Raw genomic sequence first — 20,451 nt, forward strand, 5'->3', positions numbered from 1 at the left:
TTGAGTTAAATTTGTTTTGAGGAGGAAATATGGAGACTATAAAAAAACTTGAAGATTTACTACAAGCAGTAAGGTCATTAAAAGAGAAAAGGACTGTCTCTGTTGCTTACGGCCAGGATCTTCACACGCTTCAGGCAGTTTCTAATGCAATAAAAGAGGGTATTGTGAACGCAATTATTTTTGCAGACAAAGAAGAAGTAAGACGTGTGTGTGAGGCAAACAATATTGATATGTCAATGTTTGAAGTAGTAGACGTAAAGGACGAAAAGGAAGCAGTAAGACAAGCTGTGAGGCTTGTAAGAGAAAAGAAAGCGGACTTCATAATGAAAGGACTTTGTCAAAGCGCAACATACATGAGAGGAATTCTTGATAAGCAGGAAGGTTTGCTTCCCGAGGGAAAAGTTCTTTCTCATGCCGCTTTGATAGAGTCGCCAAATTATCACAAACTTTTAATTGTTTCCGATGTTGCTGTCATTCCACAACCAGATTTAACAATGAAAGAGGCGATGATAAATTACGACGTACAAATAGCAAAAAGGCTTGGCATTGAAAGACCTAAAGTTGCAGTTATTGCGGCAGTAGAAACCGTCTCGCCTAAAATGCAAGCAACGGTCGATGCTGCGTTGCTATCGGTTATGAATAAGCGAGGACAAATCAAAGATTGTATTGTCGATGGGCCTCTTGCTACTGACCTTGCACTTTCAAAAGAGTCTGCAGAGATCAAAAAAGTAAAGTCAGAGGTTGCTGGTGATGCAGATATTTTAATTATGCCTAATATTGAAGCAGGAAATGCATTTTTCAAAGCACTAACAAAACTTGGAAACGCTGAAATTGCAGCAGTTGTAACTGGAGCAATGGCACCTGCTGTACTGACATCTCGTGGAGATAGCGAAAAATCGAAATTATATTCAATTGCTTTAGCAGCGCTCATCGCTGAAAAATAAAGTTAAAGAGGTGAACCATGGAAGAGAAGAATTTTTATGAAAATGTTAACCCAAATGATATAGAGTCAATTTTAACCAAGGCAGCTTCAGAAAAATTACCCCAAAGTGTTAAAGAAGAAGTCAGAAGAGAAGAAACCATAAAAGAAGAAAAACCTGAAAAAATTAATTTTAACGAAAATGTAAATAATAACGTCCAAAAACAAAATCACAATCAAAACGAAACCTTTTTAATGAAGTCGTTTAAAAAAGGCGATATAATAACAGTAACTGTCGTAAAGGTCGATGCAAATGGTGCTTATGTTAATGCTGGCACTAAAGAAGATGTATTTATTCCTTTGAAAGGACTTACGAATAAGCAAGTAAATTCTGCTTCAGATGTTGTTAGGGTTGGAGATAAAATCAATGTAATGGTCTTAAGAGATGGTCCAAATTTAGTTCTATCTAAAAAATTGGCGGATAATATAAAGAAGTATGAGGATTTAAAGAAGAAGATGGAAAATGAAGAGAAGGTAAAAGCAAAAGTAGAAAAGCTTATAAAAGGCGGTCTTCTTCTTGATATTGATGGAGTTTCTGCATTTTTGCCACAATCACAAGTAGGGTTAAAAAAAGGAGAATCCCTAGATTCATCCATAGGAAAGGAGATTGAAGTTTACCTTATTGAAGTTGATCCAAAAGTCAAGAGAGTTATCGCTTCACGATTAAAAGTATTGCAAGAGGAAAAGGAACAATTAAGAAAACAAACTCTCGTTAATCTAAAAAAGGGTGAAATTTATGAAGGCACAGTAAAAGCAATTCAAGATTTTGGAGTATTTGTAGATATTGGAAATGGAGTAGAAGGACTTATTAGAATTAACGAACTAACGTGGGGAAGAAGGAAGGACCCGCACGAGGTAGTTAAAGTCGGGGAAAAAATAAAGGTGAGAGTTTTATCGGTTAATCTTGATAACGAGAAAGTTTCCTTAAGTTTACGACAAACTAAACCTCATCCATGGGAGATTGTAGAAGAGAAATATCCAATTGGAAGCATTGTAGAAGGTACAGTTCTTAGGATACATCCATTTGGTGTTGTTCTTGAACTTGATGAGGGTATCACAGGTCTTATTCATATTTCTCAATTAGATACAAAAAGAATAGATAAGATCGAAAACTTTGTGAAAATAGGAGATAAATTACAAGCAAAGGTAATGTCTATTGATAAAGAAAACAGAAAAATGAAATTGAGTAGAAGGGCGATATTGGAAAATGAACAAGGAGAAAATCAGAATAAATAAGGAGGAAATAAAACAATTTCTTCCCCATAGAGAGCCATTTTTATTTGTTGACGAGATTATAGAAGTAACACCAGGGAATAGTGCTATAGGTTTAAAGAGATTTAAAGAAGACGAAGAAATTTTTAGAGGGCACTTTCCAAATTTTCCAATAGTACCTGGCGTTATTCTTGTTGAGATGTGTGCCCAAGTTTCTGCATTTATACTTTTAACGGTCGATAAATTTAGAAATTCCTTTGGATTTCTTGTAGGAGTTGACGATTTTAAATTTATTAAAAAAGTAGGCCCAGGCGATACGGTTAAAGTTATTGCAAATATGGTTAATGTTAAATTTGGTATTGCAAAAAGTTACGTAGAGGCGTTTGTAAACGACAATTTAGTTGCTAAAGGGACTATCTCAATAAAAATTGTTGAATAATAGGAGGTATATGATGGAAGAGACGGAAATTAGAGAAAAAGTTAAAAAGGTAATTATAGAAAAGTTAGGATTAGAAGAAGATAAAATTAAAGATGAAGCAAAGTATGTTGAAGACCTTGGTGCTGATTCTCTTGCTCTAGTTGACATTGCTATGGCTCTTGAAGATGAATTTGGAATGAAAATTCCTGACGAAGACATTGAGAAAATTACTACTGTTGGAAGTACTATCCAGTATATTAAAGAACACTTAAAGTAGAAATGTAAAATTTAGAGGGCCATAAGGCCCTCTTTTTATTCTTTTATCGCTTCTTTAATAAAGTTTACTATCTCATTAAAATCCATTGTTTTTCGTTCTCCGGTTTTTCTAATTTTTATTTCAAACTTTCCTTCTTTCTTGAATGCTCTACCTACAATTACTTGAAGTGGAATTCCAATTAAATCCGCATCATTAAATTTTTCCCCTGCACTTAAATCATCTCTATCATCTAAAAGAACTTCTATCCCTTCTTTAACTAAACTTTCATGCAATCGATTGCTTGCATTGTTTATTTCTTCATCACTTGTGTTAATAGGTAGAATTTCCACTTTAAATGGTGCAATATTCATTGGCCAAATTATCCCTTTATCGTCATGAAATTTTTCAATTATTGCTTGCAATGTTCTTCCAACGCCAATACCATAGCAACCCATGATGAAGTGTTTTTCTTTACCATCTGCATCAAGGAATGTGGCATTCATTTTCTCGGAATATTTTGTTCCCAATTTAAATGTATGCCCTAACTCTATTCCGTTGTATTTTTTTAAAGGTGTGCCACATTTGGGACAGAAATCGCCTTCTTTTACAACTCGAATATCTTCTACATAGTTTGGCGTAAAATCTCGATATAGATTAACATTTTTTAAGTGGAATCCATCTTCATTTGCCCCACATATAAAGTTCTTCATTTTCAAAACTTTTTTATCTACTATAGTTTCAATTGGCGAATTTACTGGACCTATTGCACCTGTATGTGCTTTAAAAATGCTCAATACCTCTTCGTCAGTTGCTAACTCCAAAGACTTTGCATTAAAGAAGTTCTTTAACTTTACTTCATTTAACTCATCATCTCCACGAATAACCGCAAGTACATATTTGTGATCTATCTTGTAGACAAGAGATTTTGCAAGCTTATGCCTGGGTACCTTTAGGAAATCTGAAACTTCTTCAATTGTTTTATTATCAAAAGTGTTTATTTTTTCGAGAGGCTCTTCGTCTTCTGTCTCCAAAGTTTCCGAGTCCAAAGATTTTGCTGCTTCTATGTTGGCAGCATATCCACATTTGGGACACATTACAAATTCACTTTCCCCTCCCAACTCAGAAATCACAACAAATTCATGTGAAACTTTACCCCCAATTGCTCCGGAGTCTGCCTCAATAGGAATAACATCAAGATGACACCTTTTGAAAATTTTAATATAGGCATCATACATCTTTTTATAACTTATTTCTAGGTTCTCTTCTGATGTATCAAAAGAATATGCATCCTTCATAAGGAACTCTCTTGCTCTCATTAATCCGAAACGTGGTCTAATTTCATCTCTGTATTTAGTTTGTATCTGATAAAATATTTTTGGTAAATCTTTATATGATCGTAATTCTTTTCTTGCAAGGTCAACTACTGCTTCCTCATGAGTGGGTCCAAGACAAAAGAATCTTCCTTTTCTATCTTTTAATTTAAACATCTCATCTCCGTAAATCTCCCATCTACCTGTTTCATCCCACAGTTCCTTTGGCATAATTGCAGGGAAAAGAAGTTCAAGTGCACCTGCGTTATTCATTTCTTCTCTTATTATTTTCTCAACATTCTTTAAAGCAATATACCCAAAAGGAAGATATGAATATACACCTGCTGCCATTTTTCGTATAAGACCAGCTTTTATCATTAACTTATGGCTTTCTATTTCCGCATCTTGCGGATCTTCTCGTAATGTAGGAAGAAAAAAGTCTTTTATTCTCATAAGTTAACTCCTTTCATTTTAATTTCCATATTATATATATCTTGCATATTCTTTAAAATAGTGTAAAATTTACACAGTATGAGAGATTTATTGCAAAAATTAGTAAATACTCTAAAAGAAAGAAATTTAACTATTGCAACTGCTGAATCAGTTACAGGTGGACTTGTTGCTAAATCAATAACCGATGTCCCTGGCAGTTCTAAAGTATTTTTAGGCGGGATTATTGCATATTCCCCAAATGCAAAAGTCAATATATTAAAGATTGACGAAACATTGATTAAAAAATTAGGAACAGTTGATCCTTTAATTGCGGAAATAATGGCCAGAAACGTTAAGGGAATTTTTGGAGCTGATGTTGGAGTTTCAACTACGGGGATTGCCGGACCAGATTCAATTGAGGGAAAACAAGTTGGCCTTTGCTACGTAGGAATTGTAATAAAGGATGAAAATTTTGTTTTTGAAAATAAATTTGAAGGTGATCGTGCTATAATAAGAGAGTATATCACTGAGTTTTTAATTAATAAATTAATTGAAATTTTACAAGGAGGTTGATAACTATGAGGATTGGTGTTCTAACGGGTGGTGGCGATTGTCCAGGGTTAAATCCTGCAATTAGAGGCGTGGTTTATAGGGCATTTGATTTTGGAGATGAAGTCATTGGTTTTGAAGAGGGCTGGAAAGGCCTTATTGAAGACAAGAAAAGGCAACTTTCCATAAAAGATGTAGAGGAAATTATAAATTACGGCGGTACGATTCTTTATACATCAAGAACAAATCCTTTCAAGGAAGAACACGGTCCGGAAAAGGTAATTGAAACTCTAAAGAAAAACAATATTGATGCATTAATTGCAATAGGTGGAGACGATACTCTTTCTGTTGCACTAAAACTTCACAAACTAGGGGTTAAGGTTGTAGGAGTTCCAAAAACTATGGATAATGATCTATCACAGACCGACTACACCTTTGGGTTCTTTACTTCCGTTGAAGTTGCGGTGGATGCTCTTAATAGGTTAAGAGATACAGCAAAATCTCATAAGAGAATTATTGTTCTTGAGGTAATGGGAAGAGAAGCAGGTTGGGTTGCACTTTTTACAGGAATTGCTGGTGCTGCCGATTGGATTTTGATTCCAGAAGAAAAGCCAGATTACGATAAGATGTGTGAGCATCTAAAGAAGAAGTATGAGGAAAAAGGTTATGCTCTTGTTGTGGTATCCGAGGGTATTGAAATTCCAACCGAAACAACTACCGAAGTAGATGAATTTGGACACGCACTTCTCCAGAAGAGAGGTGTTCATGAATATGTTGCCGACTTAATATCTAAAAAACTTGGAATCTCTACGCGTAGCGCAATCATAGGACATATACAAAGAGGAGGTCCTCCGACGGTATTCGATCGTATTCTTGCTACACGTGTTGGTGTAAAGGCTGTAGAAATGGTACATGAAGGCGACTTTGGAAAGATGGCTGCGATTTCTGGAAACAAAGTCATTGCAGTTCCTCTTGAAGATGCAGCGGGTAAACAAAAACTCGTTGATGAGGAATGGATTAAATTTATGAAAGTTTTTGAAAAATGAAGAGAATAGCAGTTTTAACATCCGGGGGAGATGCCCCCGGAATGAATGCTGCAATAAGAAGCGTAGCAAGAATTGGCTTTTCAAGGGGTGTTGAGGTTATCGGTGTTTATGAAGGATACAAAGGATTAATTAAAAAGGAATTTAAAAAACTTCTTCCACGTGATGTAAGCGGATTACTTGAAGAAGGTGGAACCTTTCTTTTATCCTCAAGAGCTGAGGAATTTAAGGACGATTCAATACAGGAAATCACAATTAAGAATATGAAGGAAGAGGGGATTGAAGGACTCGTAGTTATCGGCGGAAACGGCTCACAATCTGGGAGTCTTTCACTTTTCAATAAAGGCTTTCCGGTAGTTGGAGTAGCATCAACCATCGACAATGACCTTTGGGGAACTGACTACACAATTGGATTTGATACTGCCGTGAATACTGCAATAGAAGCGATTGATAAAATTAGAGATACCGCAACGTCACACTCAAGAACCTTTATTGTCGAAGTAATGGGTAGGAATAGAGGCTTTATAGCACTTGAAGCAGGACTTGCAAGTGGCGCTGATATAGTGCTTGTTCCTGAAAGGAGATTTGATATTGAAAAGATAGTTGAAAATATACAAAGAGGACTTGAAAAGAAGAAAAAGCACCATATGATTGTAACGGCAGAAGGCGCGATACGTGCTCAAGACCTTCAGACAAGGATAAAAGAAAAACTACCCGAGCTTGATGTAAAATATTCTGTACTCGGTTATATACAACGGGGTGGAGCACCTACACGTTTTGATAGAATTATAGCGACAATGTTTGGCGCTGAAGCAGTTGATTTACTTATTCAGGGAAATCCGGGATTTGTGGTTGGTATTAAAGATAACCGTATTGTCCATATTCCTTTTGAGGACGCAGTAAAGAAATTCAAGGAGATAAACTATAAGTTATACGATATAATAGAGGAAGTGTCCGTGTAATGAGAAGAATATTTACGTCTATTAGGTTTCAATTGATATTCGTTCTTGTGATATTTATTATATTTACATTTTTCACTATTTCATCAAGCATTTCCCAGTATCTTGAGCAAAATGAGATTTCAAGCGAAACTAAGAGACTTACAGTGATAAGTAAGCAGATAGAAGAACGCTTTGAAAAGATGTACACCGCAGAATCTCTCCTTCGAGGATACGATCATATTTCCCAAAAGGAACGTAATCTTTATATTAATGTATTTTTGAAACCAGCGTTTGATAACTACTTTTCAACAATATCTTCAGCTTATTCTGATGTAGAGATTGGGTATTATCTACCAATATTTAACAATCCTGTAAACGTCCAGTCATCAAAAGGAAATTTAATCAAAAAAATTATTGTAATGGTTGCAATTCCCGAAAAATATGGTGGAGGTTATATTTTTTCAGCAATTCCCCAATTCATAATAAAAGACAATGTTAATGCCGTTATTTATTCTATAAACCGGATAATATTTTATCTTGCGTTAATTACCATGCTAATTGTTCTTATCATTACTTCTTTCTTTAGTGTGAGAATTCTCCAAATTCGCAAAGGACTGAAAAACCTTGAAAAAAATCTTGATTTTAGGTTTCCGAATTACGGTGGAGAAATTGGCGATATTGCAACCTCAATAAACATTATGGCAGAAAATTTGAAAAGAAATGTTGAAGAAATGCAAAAAGCCGAGGCCCTAAAGTCCCTTGGATTATTTACTGCTGGAATTGTACATGAAGTAAGGAACCCATTAACTTCAATTAAAGGTTTTGCTACTATTCTCTCTCAAAAACTTCAAGGAAAAGACGAAGAAAGATTTGTAAAACCAATTCTCACTGAAACAGAAAGACTTGGACGAATTGTAGATGACCTACTCAAGTATGGAAAACCAACTCCTTTGACACTTGTTAAATTTAATCTGAGACTATTTTTCAACCATATTTTAGAACTTGCAAAGCAATATGAATCAAATAAAAATATTAAATTTGACCTAAAATGTGAAGATTTAACAATAGTTGCAGATGAAAGAAAACTCGAAGAACTATTCTTGAATCTTGTTATTAATGCAATTCAAGCAATTGATAAAGAAGAAGGCATAATTGAAATAGAATGTATTAGTGAGGGTAAAAATATAAAGATAATTGTTCAGGACAATGGATCTGGAATGACTGAAGATACACTAAAGAATATATTTGTACCTTTTTATACAACAAAAGAGCATGGAACAGGGCTAGGACTTGCCATTGTTCATAGAATTGTAGAAGAACATGGTGGTGAAATTTTTGTTGAAAGTAAATTAGGTGTTGGAACAAAATTCATAATAGTACTACCGACGAGGGATCTACAATGAAGATTAAAAAATATAAAATTCTTGTTGCAGATGACGAAGAAAATATTAGAATGCTTTTAGGTGAGACTTTAAAAGATGAAAGTTATGAAGTTGTTGAGGTTGATAACGGGAAAGATGCCGTCGAACAAGTAAAAACAAATGATTTTGATTGCGTTTTAATGGATGTAAGAATGCCAGTTTTAGACGGAATGGAGGCATTTTTAAAAATACGGGAAATAAATAATAGTCTTCCCGTAATTTTTTTAACTGCGTACGGAAGTTCTGATCTTGCGATTAAGGCAATGAAAAAAGGCGCATATGATTACCTTACAAAACCGTTTGATATTGAAGAATTGAAGATTAAGGTAAGAAAGGCAATTGAACTTAAAGAACTTACAGAAAACGTACCAAGTTTTGAAAAAGAAGAAAATAGATATGCATCGGACGAAATTGTTGGAAATTCTTCCAAAATGCAAGAAGTTTTCAAAGAGATAGGAAAGATCGCCGAATCCGATGCAACTGTTTTGATAAGAGGAGAAAGTGGAACTGGCAAAGAACTCGTAGCAAAAGCAATACACCATCACAGTACAAGAAGAAACAAACCTTTTGTTGTAGTTAACTGTGCAGCAATACCTGAAAGTCTTTTAGAATCAGAATTGTTTGGACACGAAAAAGGGGCGTTTACTGACGCTTATACCAAAAGAATTGGCAAGTTTGAACAAGCAAACGAAGGAACGATTTTTTTAGATGAAATTGGTGACATGAGTTTAAACTTACAAGCGAAACTTCTACGAGTTCTCCAAGAGAAGACTTTTAACCGTGTTGGCGGAAATGAAACAATAACTACAACAGCAAGAGTTCTTGCTGCAACTAACAGAGATCTTGAGAAACTGGTTGAGTCTGGTGAGTTTAGAGAAGACTTATTTTATAGATTAAATGTTGTTACAATTTGGCTTCCTCCTCTTAGAGAAAGAAAGGAAGACATTCCATTGCTTGTAGATTATTTTGTTAGTAAATATTCTGAAAAATACAAGAAAAACGTTCGTGGTGTTTCTAAAGAAGTACTTGAACTTTTCATGGAATATGATTGGCCAGGAAACGTAAGGGAATTAGAGAATGCAATTGCAAGAGGGGTTATTGTAACCTCTGCTCCCTTGATTTTGTTAGAAGATTTACCTCAGACATTACAAAGTAAGATTCAAAAAAAAGAAGAAAATAAGGCGCAAATTGATGAGGAAAATTTGAATTTACCACAACTCATAGAAAAAATTGAAAAAGAGGCTATTATTAAGGCACTTGAAAGAGCACAAGGAAATAAAACAAAGGCTGCCCAAATTTTAGGAATTTCGAGAAAATCTCTTTTTAATAAGTTAAGGTATTATAATTTAATCAAAGAGGGAGAAGAAAATGGAAAATCTGAAGATAGTTGATGATCTAAAGGACGAAGTAATTGAATTGCGAAGAGAAATCCACATGTATCCAGAAACAGCATTCGAAGAGTATAGGACTTCTGATCTTGTCTTCAATTATCTTTCAAAACTTGGTCTTGATGTTAAAAAAGGTGTAAATAAAACAGGAGTTGTAGCAGACTTAAAGGTTGAGAGTGCCTTGGGAACGGTACTCCTGAGGGCAGATATGGACGCTTTGCCCATTCAAGAAGAGAATAATGTTAAGTATAAATCAAAAATAGATGGAAAGATGCACGCCTGTGGTCACGACTCACATACTGCAATGCTTCTTGTTGCAGCAAAAGTTTTAACACTTCTAAAAGATAGTTTACAGTTTAATGTAAGGTTTATTTTCCAACCTTCGGAAGAGAGAGACCCTGGAGGAGCGATTGGTATGATAAGAGAAGGGGTGCTCGAAAATCCTCATGTAGATTTTGCTTTTGGTCTACATGTCGCAGGTTTTTACAAAGCGAATACAATCTTTGTTAAAGAAGGCATAATGATGGCCGAAGCAGACAGTTTTAAAATTAAAGTAAAAGGATCGGGTGGTCATGGAGCATATCCCCACAAAGCAGTAGACCCAATTATGATTTCTTCACATATTGTACTTGCCCTCCAATCAATTATTTCAAGAGAGGTTGATCCTCTCGAACCAGCGGTATTATCTTTCGGGAAAATTTTTTCTGGCGATGTGTTTAATGTTATACCAGAAACTGCAGAACTTCAGGGAACGGTAAGAACCTTAAAGGAGGACGTTTCCAAATTCATCAAAGAAAGGATAGAGCAGATAACAATTCACACGGCACATTTATTTAGAGCAAGTGCTATTTTAGAGTACAATTTTGGATATCCTCCATTAGTCAATGACAAAAAATCAGTACATTTTATAAAAGGTATTGCAAAAGAAATTGTTGGTGAAAACAACATTCATGAAGCACCAATATCTATGGGTGGCGAAGATATGGCTTATTTCTTAAGGGAAAGGCCTGGTGCATTTTATTGGTTGGGTGCGTTAAATGAGGAAAAAGGTATAATATATCCTAACCATTCACCAAAATTTGACATTGATGAGGACATTCTTCCGACAGGAGTAAAAATGCATGTTGCAACAGTTTTAAACTTAGAGAAGCTATACAAATAGAAACTTATCATTTTACAAGTTTTACAAGGAAGTTTAATTTATATTTTTAAGGAATAATTTTGCTCACGTACCTCGGATATTAGCAAATATTACTTGACAAAATTTCACACTGCATATAATTTAATGAGGAGGTGTGGAATGAATACAGAGGGTTTTGAATCTTTCATTAAATTTTCTCAAAAATTTCTAAAGTTTTTATTTCCGAAAAAAAATTTTAACAATTACTTTAGTTTTTCTAAGTTCGTAAGAGTAGTAATTACCATTTTGGTTTTTGCTTTTGTAGCCACGACATTTTCTTGTTCAAGAACAACTAACGAGACAACATCTAATAAGGGACAAACATCTACTGAACAGTCTGGAACTGAACAAAAAGAAATATCTCAAATTACTGCAAAACTAATTCCAATTAGAAAAAATGAACTTTGGGGTTTTTGTGACAAAAACAAAAACATAGTGATACCGGCGTCCTATGATAAAGTTCTGCCTTTTTCAGATGGACTTGCTGCTGTTGAAAAGAACTACAAATGGGGATATGTTGATGAAAAAGGAACCCTAGTTATCCCAATACAATTTACTTCGGTTTACCCATTTCGCGAGGGATTGGCAGCGGTTTGTTGGAACGAAAGTTGGGTTTATATTGATAAAGATGGTAAAAATGTATTTGGTAAGATTTTTGATGACGCTCATCCCTTTAAAGAAGGGTATGCTGTTGTAGGATTTGGTCAATATCCTAAAACTCAATATGGATTTTTAAATAAAACTGGCAATTTAGTAATTCCTGCTAAATTCAAATGGGCAAATCAATTTGTTAAAGGGATCGCTTGTGTTCAGGTTGAAGATGGTTGGACTTTTATAAACACCAAAGGAGAAAAATTATTTGGAAAAGTATTTAATGCTGCATGCAACTTTAGCGATGGATTAGCTGCTGTTAATGTTAAAGGAAAATGGGGATATATCGATACAAAAGGTAATATGGCGATAGCTCCACAATTTGAGAAGGCAGGTGAATTTAGAGAAGGTCTTGCACCAATTATGGTTGGTAGTAGGTGGGGATATATTGATGGTAAAGGTACTTTTGTAATTTCTCCAAAATATGACATTGCCAATTCTTTCAACGACGACCTTGCCGTTATTTCACTAAATGGTAAATATGGCTACGTTGATAAAAAAGGCAACCTTGTGATTCCAAACATTTTTGACTTTGCCAATAATTTTAACGAAGGCATTGCGCTTGTTTTATTATATAAAGATTGGGTATATATAGACAAAACAGGTAGGCAGTTTTGGCAGGAATAATATCGATAATTAATATGTTTATTTTAACTTGAAGTTTTTCATTTTAAGCAATAGGAACCTATTGCTTAATAAATAAGTTGCTTATAAAATAAAGGACAATTTCATAAAAAACCATTTATTAAGTTTTTTATTAATTTATTTAACCTTTTTGTAAAGACATGTAAATTTTGCTATAGTAAAATTACTTAAGCCTGTTAAAGTTAAATTTAAGTTACTTGATTTTTTTGCTTAAATCCTTAAAATATAATGATTACACACCATCTGGATTTTCGGAAAGTGCAGTAATTTAACTGCCTCCGAAAAGATGAAGGATGGGAGGAAAAAAACTAAATTAGGAGGTTAAATTATGGGTGTAGTTTCAATGAAAGAACTACTTGAAGCGGGTGTCCATTTTGGACATCAGACTAAGAGATGGGATCCCAGAATGAAAGAGTTTATCTTTACAGAGAGAAATGGGATCCATATCTTTGACCTTAGACTTACCGTTCAAAAAATTGAGGAAGCCTATAACTTTGTTGTGGACATTACAAAACAAGGTGGAAAAATTATTTTCGTCGGAACAAAAAAGGCTGCTCAAGACATCGTTAAGGAAGAGGCAGAAAGATGCGGAATGCCTTACGTAAATGAACGTTGGGTTGGAGGACTATTAACCAACTTCCAGACTGTTAGAAAGAGTATAAATAGATTAAAGGAACTTGAAAAGCTTGAAACAGAAGGTTACTTTGATACTATTTCTGTAAAAGAACGAGTAAAACTTGAAAGAGAATTGGCAAAGTTAAGGAAACTCTATGGTGGTCTGAAGGATATGATTACGTTGCCATGGGCGATTTTTGTAACTGATACTCACAAAGAAAGAAGTGCAATATTGGAAGCAAGAAAGATTAAAATCCCAATTATTGGTATTTGTGATACTAACTCAAATCCTGAAGAAATAGACTATCCGATTCCAGGGAACGATGATGCAATACGTTCTCTTAGGCTTATAACATCTATAATTGCGAATGCAGTTATTGAAGGAAGAGAAGGAAAAGTTGAGAGAGAAGAGACACAAGAGGAAGTCACTGAAGAAGAACTCCTCACGAAAGAGTTTGATTTTGAAGAATTCGAAGACTATAAAAAATAATGGAAAAGGGGTGATTTTATATGGGCTTAGATTTAATTAAAGAATTGCGTTCAAGAACAGGCGCAGGAATTGCAGATTGCAAAAAGGCTTTAGAGGAAGCAAATGGTGATATAGAAAAGGCAATAGATATTTTAAGAGAAAAGGGAATTGCAAAGGCTGTTAAAAAAGCAGGGCGAGTAACTAATGAAGGTGTTGTTGCTTCTTATATTCATCCTGGAAATCAACTGGGAGTCCTTGTAGAAGTAAACTGCGAAACTGATTTTGTTGCAAGAACTGATGAATTTAAAAAATTGGCCGATGAAATTGCGCTCCAAATTGCTGCTTCCTCACCAGATTATGTCTCTCGCGAAGAAGTACCTGAAGATGTTATTGAAAAAGAAAAAGAAATATATAGAAAGCAGTTGGAAGAAGAAGGCAAACCTGCAAACGTTATCGATAGAATTATTGAAGGAAAGATTGAAACCTTCTATAAGGAACACTGCCTTCTTGAGCAGCCGTATCTTAGAGACGAAAGCATCACTATTGAACAATTGATTAAGGAACATATTTCAAAGTTTGGAGAAAATATAACTGTAAGAAGATTTGTACGTTTCAAGGTAGGTGAATAGATTTGCCACAGTATAAAAGGATTATACTAAAGTTAAGTGGCGAAGCATTAGCGGATATAGATGGTGTTGGAATAAGCAAAAATACTCTCGATGACCTTGCAGAACAAATTGCGTACTTGCATCAGCAAGGGATCGAAATTGGCATAGTAATCGGTGGTGGGAATATCCTTAGAGGTGCAGAAGCTGAAAAATTGGGTATTGACAGAGCAACTGGGGACTATATGGGAATGCTTGCAACAATTATTAATGCCCTTGCTCTCCAAAATGCACTATTAAGAAGAGATATTGACGCAAGAGTAATGTCAAGTTTTACTATACCGGAGGTTGCAGAGCCGTATATACTTGCAAAAGCACTTTCTCATTTTTCAAAAAGAAGAGTGATTATTTTTGGGGGAGGCACAGGTCTCCCCTTCTTTAGCACTGATACTACTGCTGCACTCAGGGCACTTGAATTAAAGGCAGAAGCAATTTTCAAAGCAACTAAGGTCGATGCTGTTTATTCCGATGATCCCATGAAAAATGAAAAAGCAGTAAGGTATGAGACAATTACTTATACTGAATTTTTGTTGAAGAATTTGAAAGTAATGGATGCAACTGCGGTTTCCTTGTGTAGGGACTTTAAGTTACCAATAGTTCTTTTTAGTATAAAAGGCAAAGATACGTTAATAAAGGCAGTAATAGATGGAAAAGTAGGAACTGTGATAAAGGAGGGATAAAGGATGAATGCAGAATTAGAGAAGAAAATTTTAAGTGAAACAGAAGAAAAAATGAAGAAAGCAGTCGAAGTGATGGAGCGTGAATTTGCAAAAATTATGGCAACCCGTGTTACCCCAGAAATCCTTGACCCTGTAAAGGTGGAAGCATACGGGACTTTGATGCCATTGAAACAAGTTGCAACTGTTGTTTCACCAAAGCCGAGGTTATTGGTTGTTGAGCCTTGGGATAAGTCACTTTTAAAGGAAATTGAACGAGCAATTTTAAAAGCAAATTTGGGAGTTACACCTCAAAGTGATGGAACAACAATTACTCTTCCATTCCCTAAACTAACGGAGGAAGAAAGGCAGAGATTTGTTGTACAGGTAAAGAAGCTTGCAGAAGAATTCAGAGAAGAAGTGAGAGCAATAAGGCGCGATGAAATAGAAAAGATAAAGACAATGGAAAAGAACAAAGAAATTTCTGAAGACGATAAATTTAGATTGCAGGAAAAAATACAACAACTTACAGAGAAATACATTGATATAATTGATGATAGACTTGAAAAGAAAGAAAAGGAGATACTGGAGGTTTGATGGATGAAATATCTCCTGTTCCTAAACACGTTGTGATAATAATGGATGGGAATGGGAGATGGGCTATTGAAAGAGGTTTAAAAAGAACTGAAGGACATAAAGAAGGTGTCAAGGTAGTAAAAAAAATAGTTGAGGCTTCAGTAGAAGTAGGAATAAAGTATTTAACGCTCTTTGCATTTTCCACGGAAAACTGGAAAAGAAGTCCTGAGGAGGTATCTTTTTTGCTGAATCTGTTTGTTGATGCAATTCAGAATTATATCCCTGAATTGAAAGAAAATTCAGTAAAGTTAAATTTTATTGGTGATTTTTCTCCACTTCCAATGCCTTTAAGAAAAGCAATGGATTACGCACTTAAAGAAACAGAAAAAGGCACGAAACTTCTTTTAACAGTGGCAATAAATTATGGCGGTAGACATGAGATCATTGAAGCCTGTAAACAAATTTGCAGTAGCGGAGAAGATATAAATGAAATAAATTTTTCTAAGTATCTTTATACTTGGAATTTACCTGATCCTGATCTGTTAATAAGGACAAGCGGAGAAATGCGATTAAGTAATTTTCTTCTTTTTCAGATAGCATATACAGAACTTTACTTTACGAAAACTCTTTGGCCAGATTTTACAAAAGAAGAATTTTTTAATATTCTTAAAGACTATAATAAAAGGGAGAGAAGATTTGGTGGAGTCTAAAGATAAAAGAGTTGTTATTTTTGGATCTACAGGTATACTTGGGAAAAAGGCTTTTGATTTAGCAACAAAACTTGGATATACAATTGTTGGTCTTACTGCTCTAAAAAATTTTGAAGAGATTAATAAACAGATACAAATCGCTAAACCTTTATTTGTTTCATTGGATACCCAGTTTATAGAAAAGGTTGAACCTACCGCCACTAAAGTATGTAGTTTTGAAAATGTTCACGAATGTGTGCTTGAGTCCAATCCCGACATTGTCCTTTTCCTTGCAGCAGGTATTTCTTCCGCCAAATCTATAAAAGTTTGTCTTGATAATGGAGTAAGAATCGGGATAGCAAACAAAGAAAGTATAATTGCGTTTGGTGAAATCCTTTTCGAAAACAAGGAATTCAGCAATCAAATTATACCAATTGATTCTGAAACAAATGCCGTTTTTCAGCTATTATTAGGCGAGGAAAAGAATTTCATAGAAAAAATTCATATCACTGCGTCAGGCGGACCTTTCTTTGGATATAGCAGAGACTACTTGAAAAATGTAACTGTAAGTAATGTGCTAAGACATCCGAATTGGAAAATGGGAAAAAAGATTACCGTTGATTCTGCGAATCTTATAAATAAAGCATTCGAAATTATAGAAACTCATTTTTTATTCAATGTCCCATATTCTAAAATCGATGCATTAGTCCAGCGCGAAAGTGTAATCCATGCAATGGTTGAGTTTATAGATGGGGAAATCAAAGGTCTTTTAAGTAAGCCAGATATGTCTTTGCCCATTCAATATGCTTTAACCTATCCCGAAAGAGCAATATCAAGATTGCAAAAAACTGATTTGGTATCATTGGGAAAGTTAACGTTCTTCGAAATAGATAGGAAAACTTTTCCGCTTTTTGATATAGTATTAAATTATGCTATGCTTGGTGGAAATTACTTGCCTTCAATTGTAGCAGCGGATGAGGTTTTGGTTGAGAAGTTTATTGAAGGTGAAATTTCTTTTCTTGATATTGAAAAGTTCCTTATAGAATTTCTTAGTACTGTAAAATATAAAAAGATTGAAAGTTTTGATGAAGTTGAATATGTATATTTTGAGTCAAAAAATAAAATTAGTGAACTATTAAGGAGAAGAACATGAGTGGTATTATTTATGCAACGTATGGGATTTTAATAATCAGTTTTCTTGCCTTAGCACATGAATTTGGGCATTTTTTAATTGCAAGAATTTCAAACATTCCTGTAGAGGAATTCGCAATTGGCTTTGGTCCTACAATTTACGAGCATAAACCAAAAGAAACAAATGGAATGAAGTTTAAAATTGGTCTTTTTCCTATATTAGGGTATGTTAAGATAAAGGGGATGGAAGATAATTATGATGATCCGGAAAGTTTTTATAACAGAGGTTTTTTTGCAAAGTTTTTTACTATTTTAGGTGGACCACTTATGAATTTAGTAGTTGCAATAATAATTTTTGGCATTGTTTTTGGATCGTTTGGTAATCCTTTATCACCAACAACAACTATTGCAAGCGTAGTTAAAGGTAGTCCTGCAGAAATTGCAGGTTTAAAACCAGGTGATACAATTCTTAAAGTAAATGATTTAAAAATTCGTACTTGGAGCGAATTGGTAAATGCCATTCAAGAAAATAAGGAAAATATTGCAACTATTGAAATTAAAAGAGAAAATGAGATACTTAAGATTCAGGTTGTGCCAAAGTTTGATCCCACACAGAAAAAATGGATGATAGGTATTTCTCCAAAAGGCGAGGTTTATAGTACTGGTAAATCCTTCATTGAAGGCATGAAATGGACATTCTCAACTTTATTCCAAATGTTTACATTTCTTCCAAAGCTTTTCACAAGAGCAGGTGTCACATCTATCACTGGGCCTATTGGAATTATTTCGATGACTGGAGAGGCTGCAAGTGCTGGTTTTCTTAATTTACTTTTCTTTATTGCCTACATTAGTATTGCTCTTGCCTTTACTAACTTGCTACCAATTCCACCGCTTGACGGAAGTTGGCTTATAATAATTATAGCAGAAGGAGTTTCCGGTAGAAAAATTCCTAAGGATCTTACAGCGAAAATTCAAAGTATCGCTCTTATTTTTATGCTTATTCTCATGTTTGTTGTAAGCATTAACGATATATTAAAATTAATCAATAAATGAGAAAGATTAAAAAAGAAGTTCGTATTGGAGACATTCTAATTGGTGGGAATAACCCAATACGTGTTCAATCGATGTCAAAGACTGACACAAGAGATGTCGAGGCAACAGTAAACCAAATCCTAATGCTTGAAGATTATGGATGTGAACTTATACGTGTAGCAGTAAAAGACCTTGAAGCAGCTGCCAAAATTAAAGAAATAAAGAAAAAAATTCATATTCCGCTCATTGCGGATATTCACTTTGACCCTCGTGTTGCTATTGAATCAGTTATTAACGGCGCAGATAAAATAAGGCTAAATCCATCAAATATTACTGACAGAGATTGGATCAAAAAAATAGCAATGCTTTGCAAAGAGAGAGGAATACCTATTAGAATTGGCGCTAACCTTGGCTCATTTAAGGAAAGACCCAAAAATTTAGTTGAAGCCTTGGTTAATAGTGTTAAAAATGAAATTAGAATACTCAATTCTGTAGATTTTGATAATATAGTTATCTCTGCAAAGACATCTGATGTTCTTCTAACAGTCGAAGTTAATCGAATTATAAATGAACTTTTTGATTATCCGATTCACATAGGAATAACAGAGGCAGGACCATTAAGAGACTCTCTTGTAAAAAGTAGTGTTGGTTTAGGAATTCTTCTAAATGAAGGTATTGGAGATACTTTGAGGGTGTCCATCACCGGAGATCCGGTAGAGGAAGTGATAGCAGGGTATAACATACTAAAGGCTCTTGGTTTAAGAAAGCACGGAATTGAAATTATTTCATGTCCTACATGCGGAAGAGCAGAAGTTGAAATCGAGGAAATAGTAAAAAAACTGAACGTAGATTTCGGAAATGTGAATAAGAGTATCAAAGTTGCAGTAATGGGATGCGTTGTAAATGGTCCAGGGGAAGCAAAAGATGCAGATGTAGGAGTTGCCTGTGGAAAGGACTCAGGAGTATTGTTTAAAAAAGGAAAAATAAAAAAAATTTTAAAAGAAAACGAAATATACCCTGCGCTAAAAGATGAAATTGAAAACATTTTAAATGAGAATTAAATTCTCCTTGAAATTTTAGATAAAAACTTTTCAGAGTAACTCGAGGATTCTTTGATTTTAGACCGTAAAATATTTTCTATGAATTTTTTATCTTTTTCGTTGATCACGGCTTCAAAATGGGCTAATTTGAGAATCAGAGGATAACCTTTACCTCTTTCAATTTCTGTAAACAGTAAATGAATAAGTCTGTCAAGAATCTCTTTGCTTTCGTATACAAAGTCTGGAATTTCTACTCTTACTACTTCTTGACCAATTTTTAGAAAGAAGAAATAGATTTTATGAGAATAATTCGATAGAAGTTTTTCTGTTGAAGAGAAAATTGAAGTTCGTTGATTGTCTTTCATAATACTATTCATTAAGTCCGAATCATTTAAACTTAGCAATAACTCATTACTAATATCGTTATTACCTTTTCTTTTAAGGTATAATATCAATGTTTTTATAACTTCCTTAGATCTTGTGCCGCTTATGTATCCTGCAATAGGCTTTTTAAGTGTGAAAGCTGTAAATATAGGTTTTTCGTATAGATTTATTGCTTTTTTTGTTTCAATTTTTTTAGACTGTTTCAAGCCCCATAATATTAGAGAACCATCAAAAAGAGCAATATCTGGATTATACATCTCAATACTTTCAGAAAGAAATTCTGCTTCCTTCAAAAGCATCTTTAGATTAATATCTTGCTCGGCTAAAAAATCTCCTTTTTCATCATAAAGATCATTCTTATTAAAATAAAATTCGGACTTGCTATTTACTTTGTGACTTGAAGATTTGCCAACTTTTTCAAAAACTGATGCAACATTTATTATATAAAAAGGAAACGGAAGACCTTCATCTATAGTAATTCTTGAACCATCAGTTGCAAGTATAGAATAATCTTTTACAAAGTTAGAATTAAAGGTGTACAAAGAAAATTTTTCCTCAAATTTCGCATAGTTATATTCCGGTGGAGATGAAATTAAATCAAGCAAAGAAAAATCTATGTTGAAAATTTCCTCACTTAGCCTTTCCAATAATTTTTTCTTTTTGTTGTTTTGTTCTACATAATTTTCTGCGGCACTTCTAATCTGTTTTAAAAATTGGCTATTAAACTTCATATTCACATTATACATTTCTTTTCAAAAGAATCAAAAAT

General features: G+C 34.2%; 21 protein-coding genes. 19 read left to right on the plus strand and 2 right to left on the minus strand.

Going from position 1 to position 20,451, the window contains the following annotated elements:
- The first annotated feature begins 29 nt into the window (after positions 1-29).
- From CSE_RS03800 to CSE_RS03815, 4 genes are read left to right on the plus strand one after another with little or no spacing between them, the layout of a single operon-like run.
- Positions 30-944: a bifunctional enoyl-CoA hydratase/phosphate acetyltransferase gene (locus CSE_RS03800; RefSeq protein ID WP_014453322.1), complete on the plus strand. Its 915-nt coding sequence runs from the start codon at positions 30-32 to the stop codon at positions 942-944.
- 17 nt (positions 945-961) lie between these two features.
- The gene (locus CSE_RS03805) at positions 962-2,215 is read left to right on the plus strand and encodes a 30S ribosomal protein S1 (protein WP_014453323.1); all 1,254 of its coding nucleotides are present in this window, start codon (positions 962-964) and stop codon (positions 2,213-2,215) included.
- A complete protein-coding gene (gene fabZ / locus CSE_RS03810) occupies positions 2,187-2,630 on the plus strand; it encodes a 3-hydroxyacyl-ACP dehydratase FabZ (protein ID WP_014453324.1) in 444 nt (147 codons plus the stop codon). The genes CSE_RS03805 and fabZ overlap by 29 nt, the downstream gene beginning before the upstream one ends.
- Positions 2,631-2,643: 13 nt before the next feature.
- The gene (locus CSE_RS03815) at positions 2,644-2,886 is read left to right on the plus strand and encodes an acyl carrier protein (RefSeq protein WP_041726059.1); all 243 of its coding nucleotides are present in this window, start codon (positions 2,644-2,646) and stop codon (positions 2,884-2,886) included.
- A gap of 35 nt (positions 2,887-2,921) precedes the next feature.
- Here CSE_RS03815 and CSE_RS03820 read toward each other — a convergent pair whose 3' ends face one another.
- Positions 2,922-4,628 (minus strand): proline--tRNA ligase, encoded by a 1,707-nt coding sequence (locus CSE_RS03820; RefSeq protein ID WP_014453326.1) that lies wholly within the window; start codon positions 4,626-4,628, stop codon positions 2,922-2,924.
- Between the two features lie 90 nt (positions 4,629-4,718).
- On the opposite strand from CSE_RS03820, the gene CSE_RS03825 reads away from it, so the two are divergent.
- From CSE_RS03825 to ispG, 15 genes are all read left to right on the plus strand, one after another.
- The gene (locus CSE_RS03825; protein ID WP_050981327.1) at positions 4,719-5,180 is read left to right on the plus strand and encodes a CinA family protein; all 462 of its coding nucleotides are present in this window, start codon (positions 4,719-4,721) and stop codon (positions 5,178-5,180) included.
- 5 nt (positions 5,181-5,185) lie between these two features.
- Positions 5,186-6,202: a 6-phosphofructokinase gene (locus CSE_RS03830; protein ID WP_014453328.1), complete on the plus strand. Its 1,017-nt coding sequence runs from the start codon at positions 5,186-5,188 to the stop codon at positions 6,200-6,202.
- Positions 6,199-7,161, plus strand: a complete 963-nt coding sequence (gene pfkA / locus CSE_RS03835) for a 6-phosphofructokinase (RefSeq protein WP_014453329.1) — start codon at positions 6,199-6,201, stop codon at positions 7,159-7,161. The genes CSE_RS03830 and pfkA overlap by 4 nt, the downstream gene beginning before the upstream one ends.
- Positions 7,161-8,543: an ATP-binding protein gene (locus tag CSE_RS07895; RefSeq protein ID WP_014453330.1), complete on the plus strand. Its 1,383-nt coding sequence runs from the start codon at positions 7,161-7,163 to the stop codon at positions 8,541-8,543. Before pfkA ends, CSE_RS07895 begins: the two co-directional genes overlap by 1 nt.
- Positions 8,540-9,952 carry a sigma-54-dependent transcriptional regulator gene (locus tag CSE_RS03845; protein WP_014453331.1) on the plus strand — a complete coding sequence of 471 codons (1,413 nt, stop codon included), beginning with the start codon at positions 8,540-8,542 and terminating at the stop codon, positions 9,950-9,952. Before CSE_RS07895 ends, CSE_RS03845 begins: the two co-directional genes overlap by 4 nt.
- The gene (locus CSE_RS03850) at positions 9,930-11,111 is read left to right on the plus strand and encodes a M20 metallopeptidase family protein (protein WP_014453332.1); all 1,182 of its coding nucleotides are present in this window, start codon (positions 9,930-9,932) and stop codon (positions 11,109-11,111) included. The genes CSE_RS03845 and CSE_RS03850 overlap by 23 nt, the downstream gene beginning before the upstream one ends.
- Before the next feature lie 138 nt (positions 11,112-11,249).
- A complete protein-coding gene (locus CSE_RS03855; RefSeq protein ID WP_014453333.1) occupies positions 11,250-12,407 on the plus strand; it encodes a WG repeat-containing protein in 1,158 nt (385 codons plus the stop codon).
- 346 nt (positions 12,408-12,753) lie between these two features.
- Positions 12,754-13,530, plus strand: a complete 777-nt coding sequence (rpsB, locus tag CSE_RS03860; protein WP_014453334.1) for a 30S ribosomal protein S2 — start codon at positions 12,754-12,756, stop codon at positions 13,528-13,530.
- 20 nt (positions 13,531-13,550) lie between these two features.
- Complete coding sequence (gene tsf, locus CSE_RS03865; protein WP_014453335.1) at positions 13,551-14,138, plus strand: translation elongation factor Ts; 588 nt, start codon at positions 13,551-13,553, stop codon at positions 14,136-14,138.
- 2 nt (positions 14,139-14,140) lie between these two features.
- The gene (pyrH, locus tag CSE_RS03870; RefSeq protein ID WP_014453336.1) at positions 14,141-14,854 is read left to right on the plus strand and encodes a UMP kinase; all 714 of its coding nucleotides are present in this window, start codon (positions 14,141-14,143) and stop codon (positions 14,852-14,854) included.
- Positions 14,855-14,857: 3 nt separating this feature from the next.
- Complete coding sequence (gene frr / locus CSE_RS03875) at positions 14,858-15,427, plus strand: ribosome recycling factor (RefSeq protein ID WP_014453337.1); 570 nt, start codon at positions 14,858-14,860, stop codon at positions 15,425-15,427.
- Positions 15,427-16,116, plus strand: a complete 690-nt coding sequence (locus tag CSE_RS03880; protein ID WP_014453338.1) for an isoprenyl transferase — start codon at positions 15,427-15,429, stop codon at positions 16,114-16,116. Before frr ends, CSE_RS03880 begins: the two co-directional genes overlap by 1 nt.
- Entirely contained in the window at positions 16,106-17,248 is a 1,143-nt protein-coding gene (locus CSE_RS03885) for a 1-deoxy-D-xylulose-5-phosphate reductoisomerase (protein WP_014453339.1), read from the plus strand. Before CSE_RS03880 ends, CSE_RS03885 begins: the two co-directional genes overlap by 11 nt.
- Positions 17,245-18,279 (plus strand): RIP metalloprotease RseP, encoded by a 1,035-nt coding sequence (gene rseP / locus CSE_RS03890; RefSeq protein WP_014453340.1) that lies wholly within the window; start codon positions 17,245-17,247, stop codon positions 18,277-18,279. The genes CSE_RS03885 and rseP overlap by 4 nt, the downstream gene beginning before the upstream one ends.
- A complete protein-coding gene (ispG, locus tag CSE_RS03895; protein ID WP_014453341.1) occupies positions 18,276-19,319 on the plus strand; it encodes a flavodoxin-dependent (E)-4-hydroxy-3-methylbut-2-enyl-diphosphate synthase in 1,044 nt (347 codons plus the stop codon). Before rseP ends, ispG begins: the two co-directional genes overlap by 4 nt.
- Here the strand turns inward: ispG and CSE_RS03900 are convergent.
- The gene (locus tag CSE_RS03900; RefSeq protein ID WP_041726064.1) at positions 19,316-20,413 is read right to left on the minus strand and encodes a DNA double-strand break repair nuclease NurA; all 1,098 of its coding nucleotides are present in this window, start codon (positions 20,411-20,413) and stop codon (positions 19,316-19,318) included. The genes ispG and CSE_RS03900 overlap by 4 nt on opposite strands.
- Positions 20,414-20,451 lie beyond the last annotated feature (38 nt).

The organism is Caldisericum exile AZM16c01, from assembly GCF_000284335.1.
Lineage (GTDB): Bacteria > Caldisericota > Caldisericia > Caldisericales > Caldisericaceae > Caldisericum > Caldisericum exile.

Excerpts from the sequence above, each read along its gene's own strand:
- CSE_RS03800 (WP_014453322.1), top strand. The coding sequence starts at position 30 with ATGGAGACTATAAAAAAACTTGAAGATTTACTACAAGCAGTAAGGTCA.
- CSE_RS03805 (WP_014453323.1), top strand. The coding sequence starts at position 962 with ATGGAAGAGAAGAATTTTTATGAAAATGTTAACCCAAATGATATAGAG.
- fabZ (WP_014453324.1), top strand. The coding sequence starts at position 2,187 with ATGAACAAGGAGAAAATCAGAATAAATAAGGAGGAAATAAAACAATTT.
- CSE_RS03815 (WP_041726059.1), top strand. The coding sequence starts at position 2,644 with ATGGAAGAGACGGAAATTAGAGAAAAAGTTAAAAAGGTAATTATAGAA.
- CSE_RS03820 (WP_014453326.1), bottom strand. The coding sequence starts at position 4,628 with ATGAGAATAAAAGACTTTTTTCTTCCTACATTACGAGAAGATCCGCAA.
- CSE_RS03830 (WP_014453328.1), top strand. The coding sequence starts at position 5,186 with ATGAGGATTGGTGTTCTAACGGGTGGTGGCGATTGTCCAGGGTTAAAT.
- pfkA (WP_014453329.1), top strand. The coding sequence starts at position 6,199 with ATGAAGAGAATAGCAGTTTTAACATCCGGGGGAGATGCCCCCGGAATG.
- CSE_RS07895 (WP_014453330.1), top strand. The coding sequence starts at position 7,161 with ATGAGAAGAATATTTACGTCTATTAGGTTTCAATTGATATTCGTTCTT.
- CSE_RS03845 (WP_014453331.1), top strand. The coding sequence starts at position 8,540 with ATGAAGATTAAAAAATATAAAATTCTTGTTGCAGATGACGAAGAAAAT.
- CSE_RS03850 (WP_014453332.1), top strand. The coding sequence starts at position 9,930 with ATGGAAAATCTGAAGATAGTTGATGATCTAAAGGACGAAGTAATTGAA.
- CSE_RS03855 (WP_014453333.1), top strand. The coding sequence starts at position 11,250 with ATGAATACAGAGGGTTTTGAATCTTTCATTAAATTTTCTCAAAAATTT.
- rpsB (WP_014453334.1), top strand. The coding sequence starts at position 12,754 with ATGGGTGTAGTTTCAATGAAAGAACTACTTGAAGCGGGTGTCCATTTT.
- tsf (WP_014453335.1), top strand. The coding sequence starts at position 13,551 with ATGGGCTTAGATTTAATTAAAGAATTGCGTTCAAGAACAGGCGCAGGA.
- frr (WP_014453337.1), top strand. The coding sequence starts at position 14,858 with ATGAATGCAGAATTAGAGAAGAAAATTTTAAGTGAAACAGAAGAAAAA.
- CSE_RS03880 (WP_014453338.1), top strand. The coding sequence starts at position 15,427 with ATGGATGAAATATCTCCTGTTCCTAAACACGTTGTGATAATAATGGAT.
- rseP (WP_014453340.1), top strand. The coding sequence starts at position 17,245 with ATGAGTGGTATTATTTATGCAACGTATGGGATTTTAATAATCAGTTTT.
- ispG (WP_014453341.1), top strand. The coding sequence starts at position 18,276 with ATGAGAAAGATTAAAAAAGAAGTTCGTATTGGAGACATTCTAATTGGT.
- CSE_RS03900 (WP_041726064.1), bottom strand. The coding sequence starts at position 20,413 with ATGAAGTTTAATAGCCAATTTTTAAAACAGATTAGAAGTGCCGCAGAA.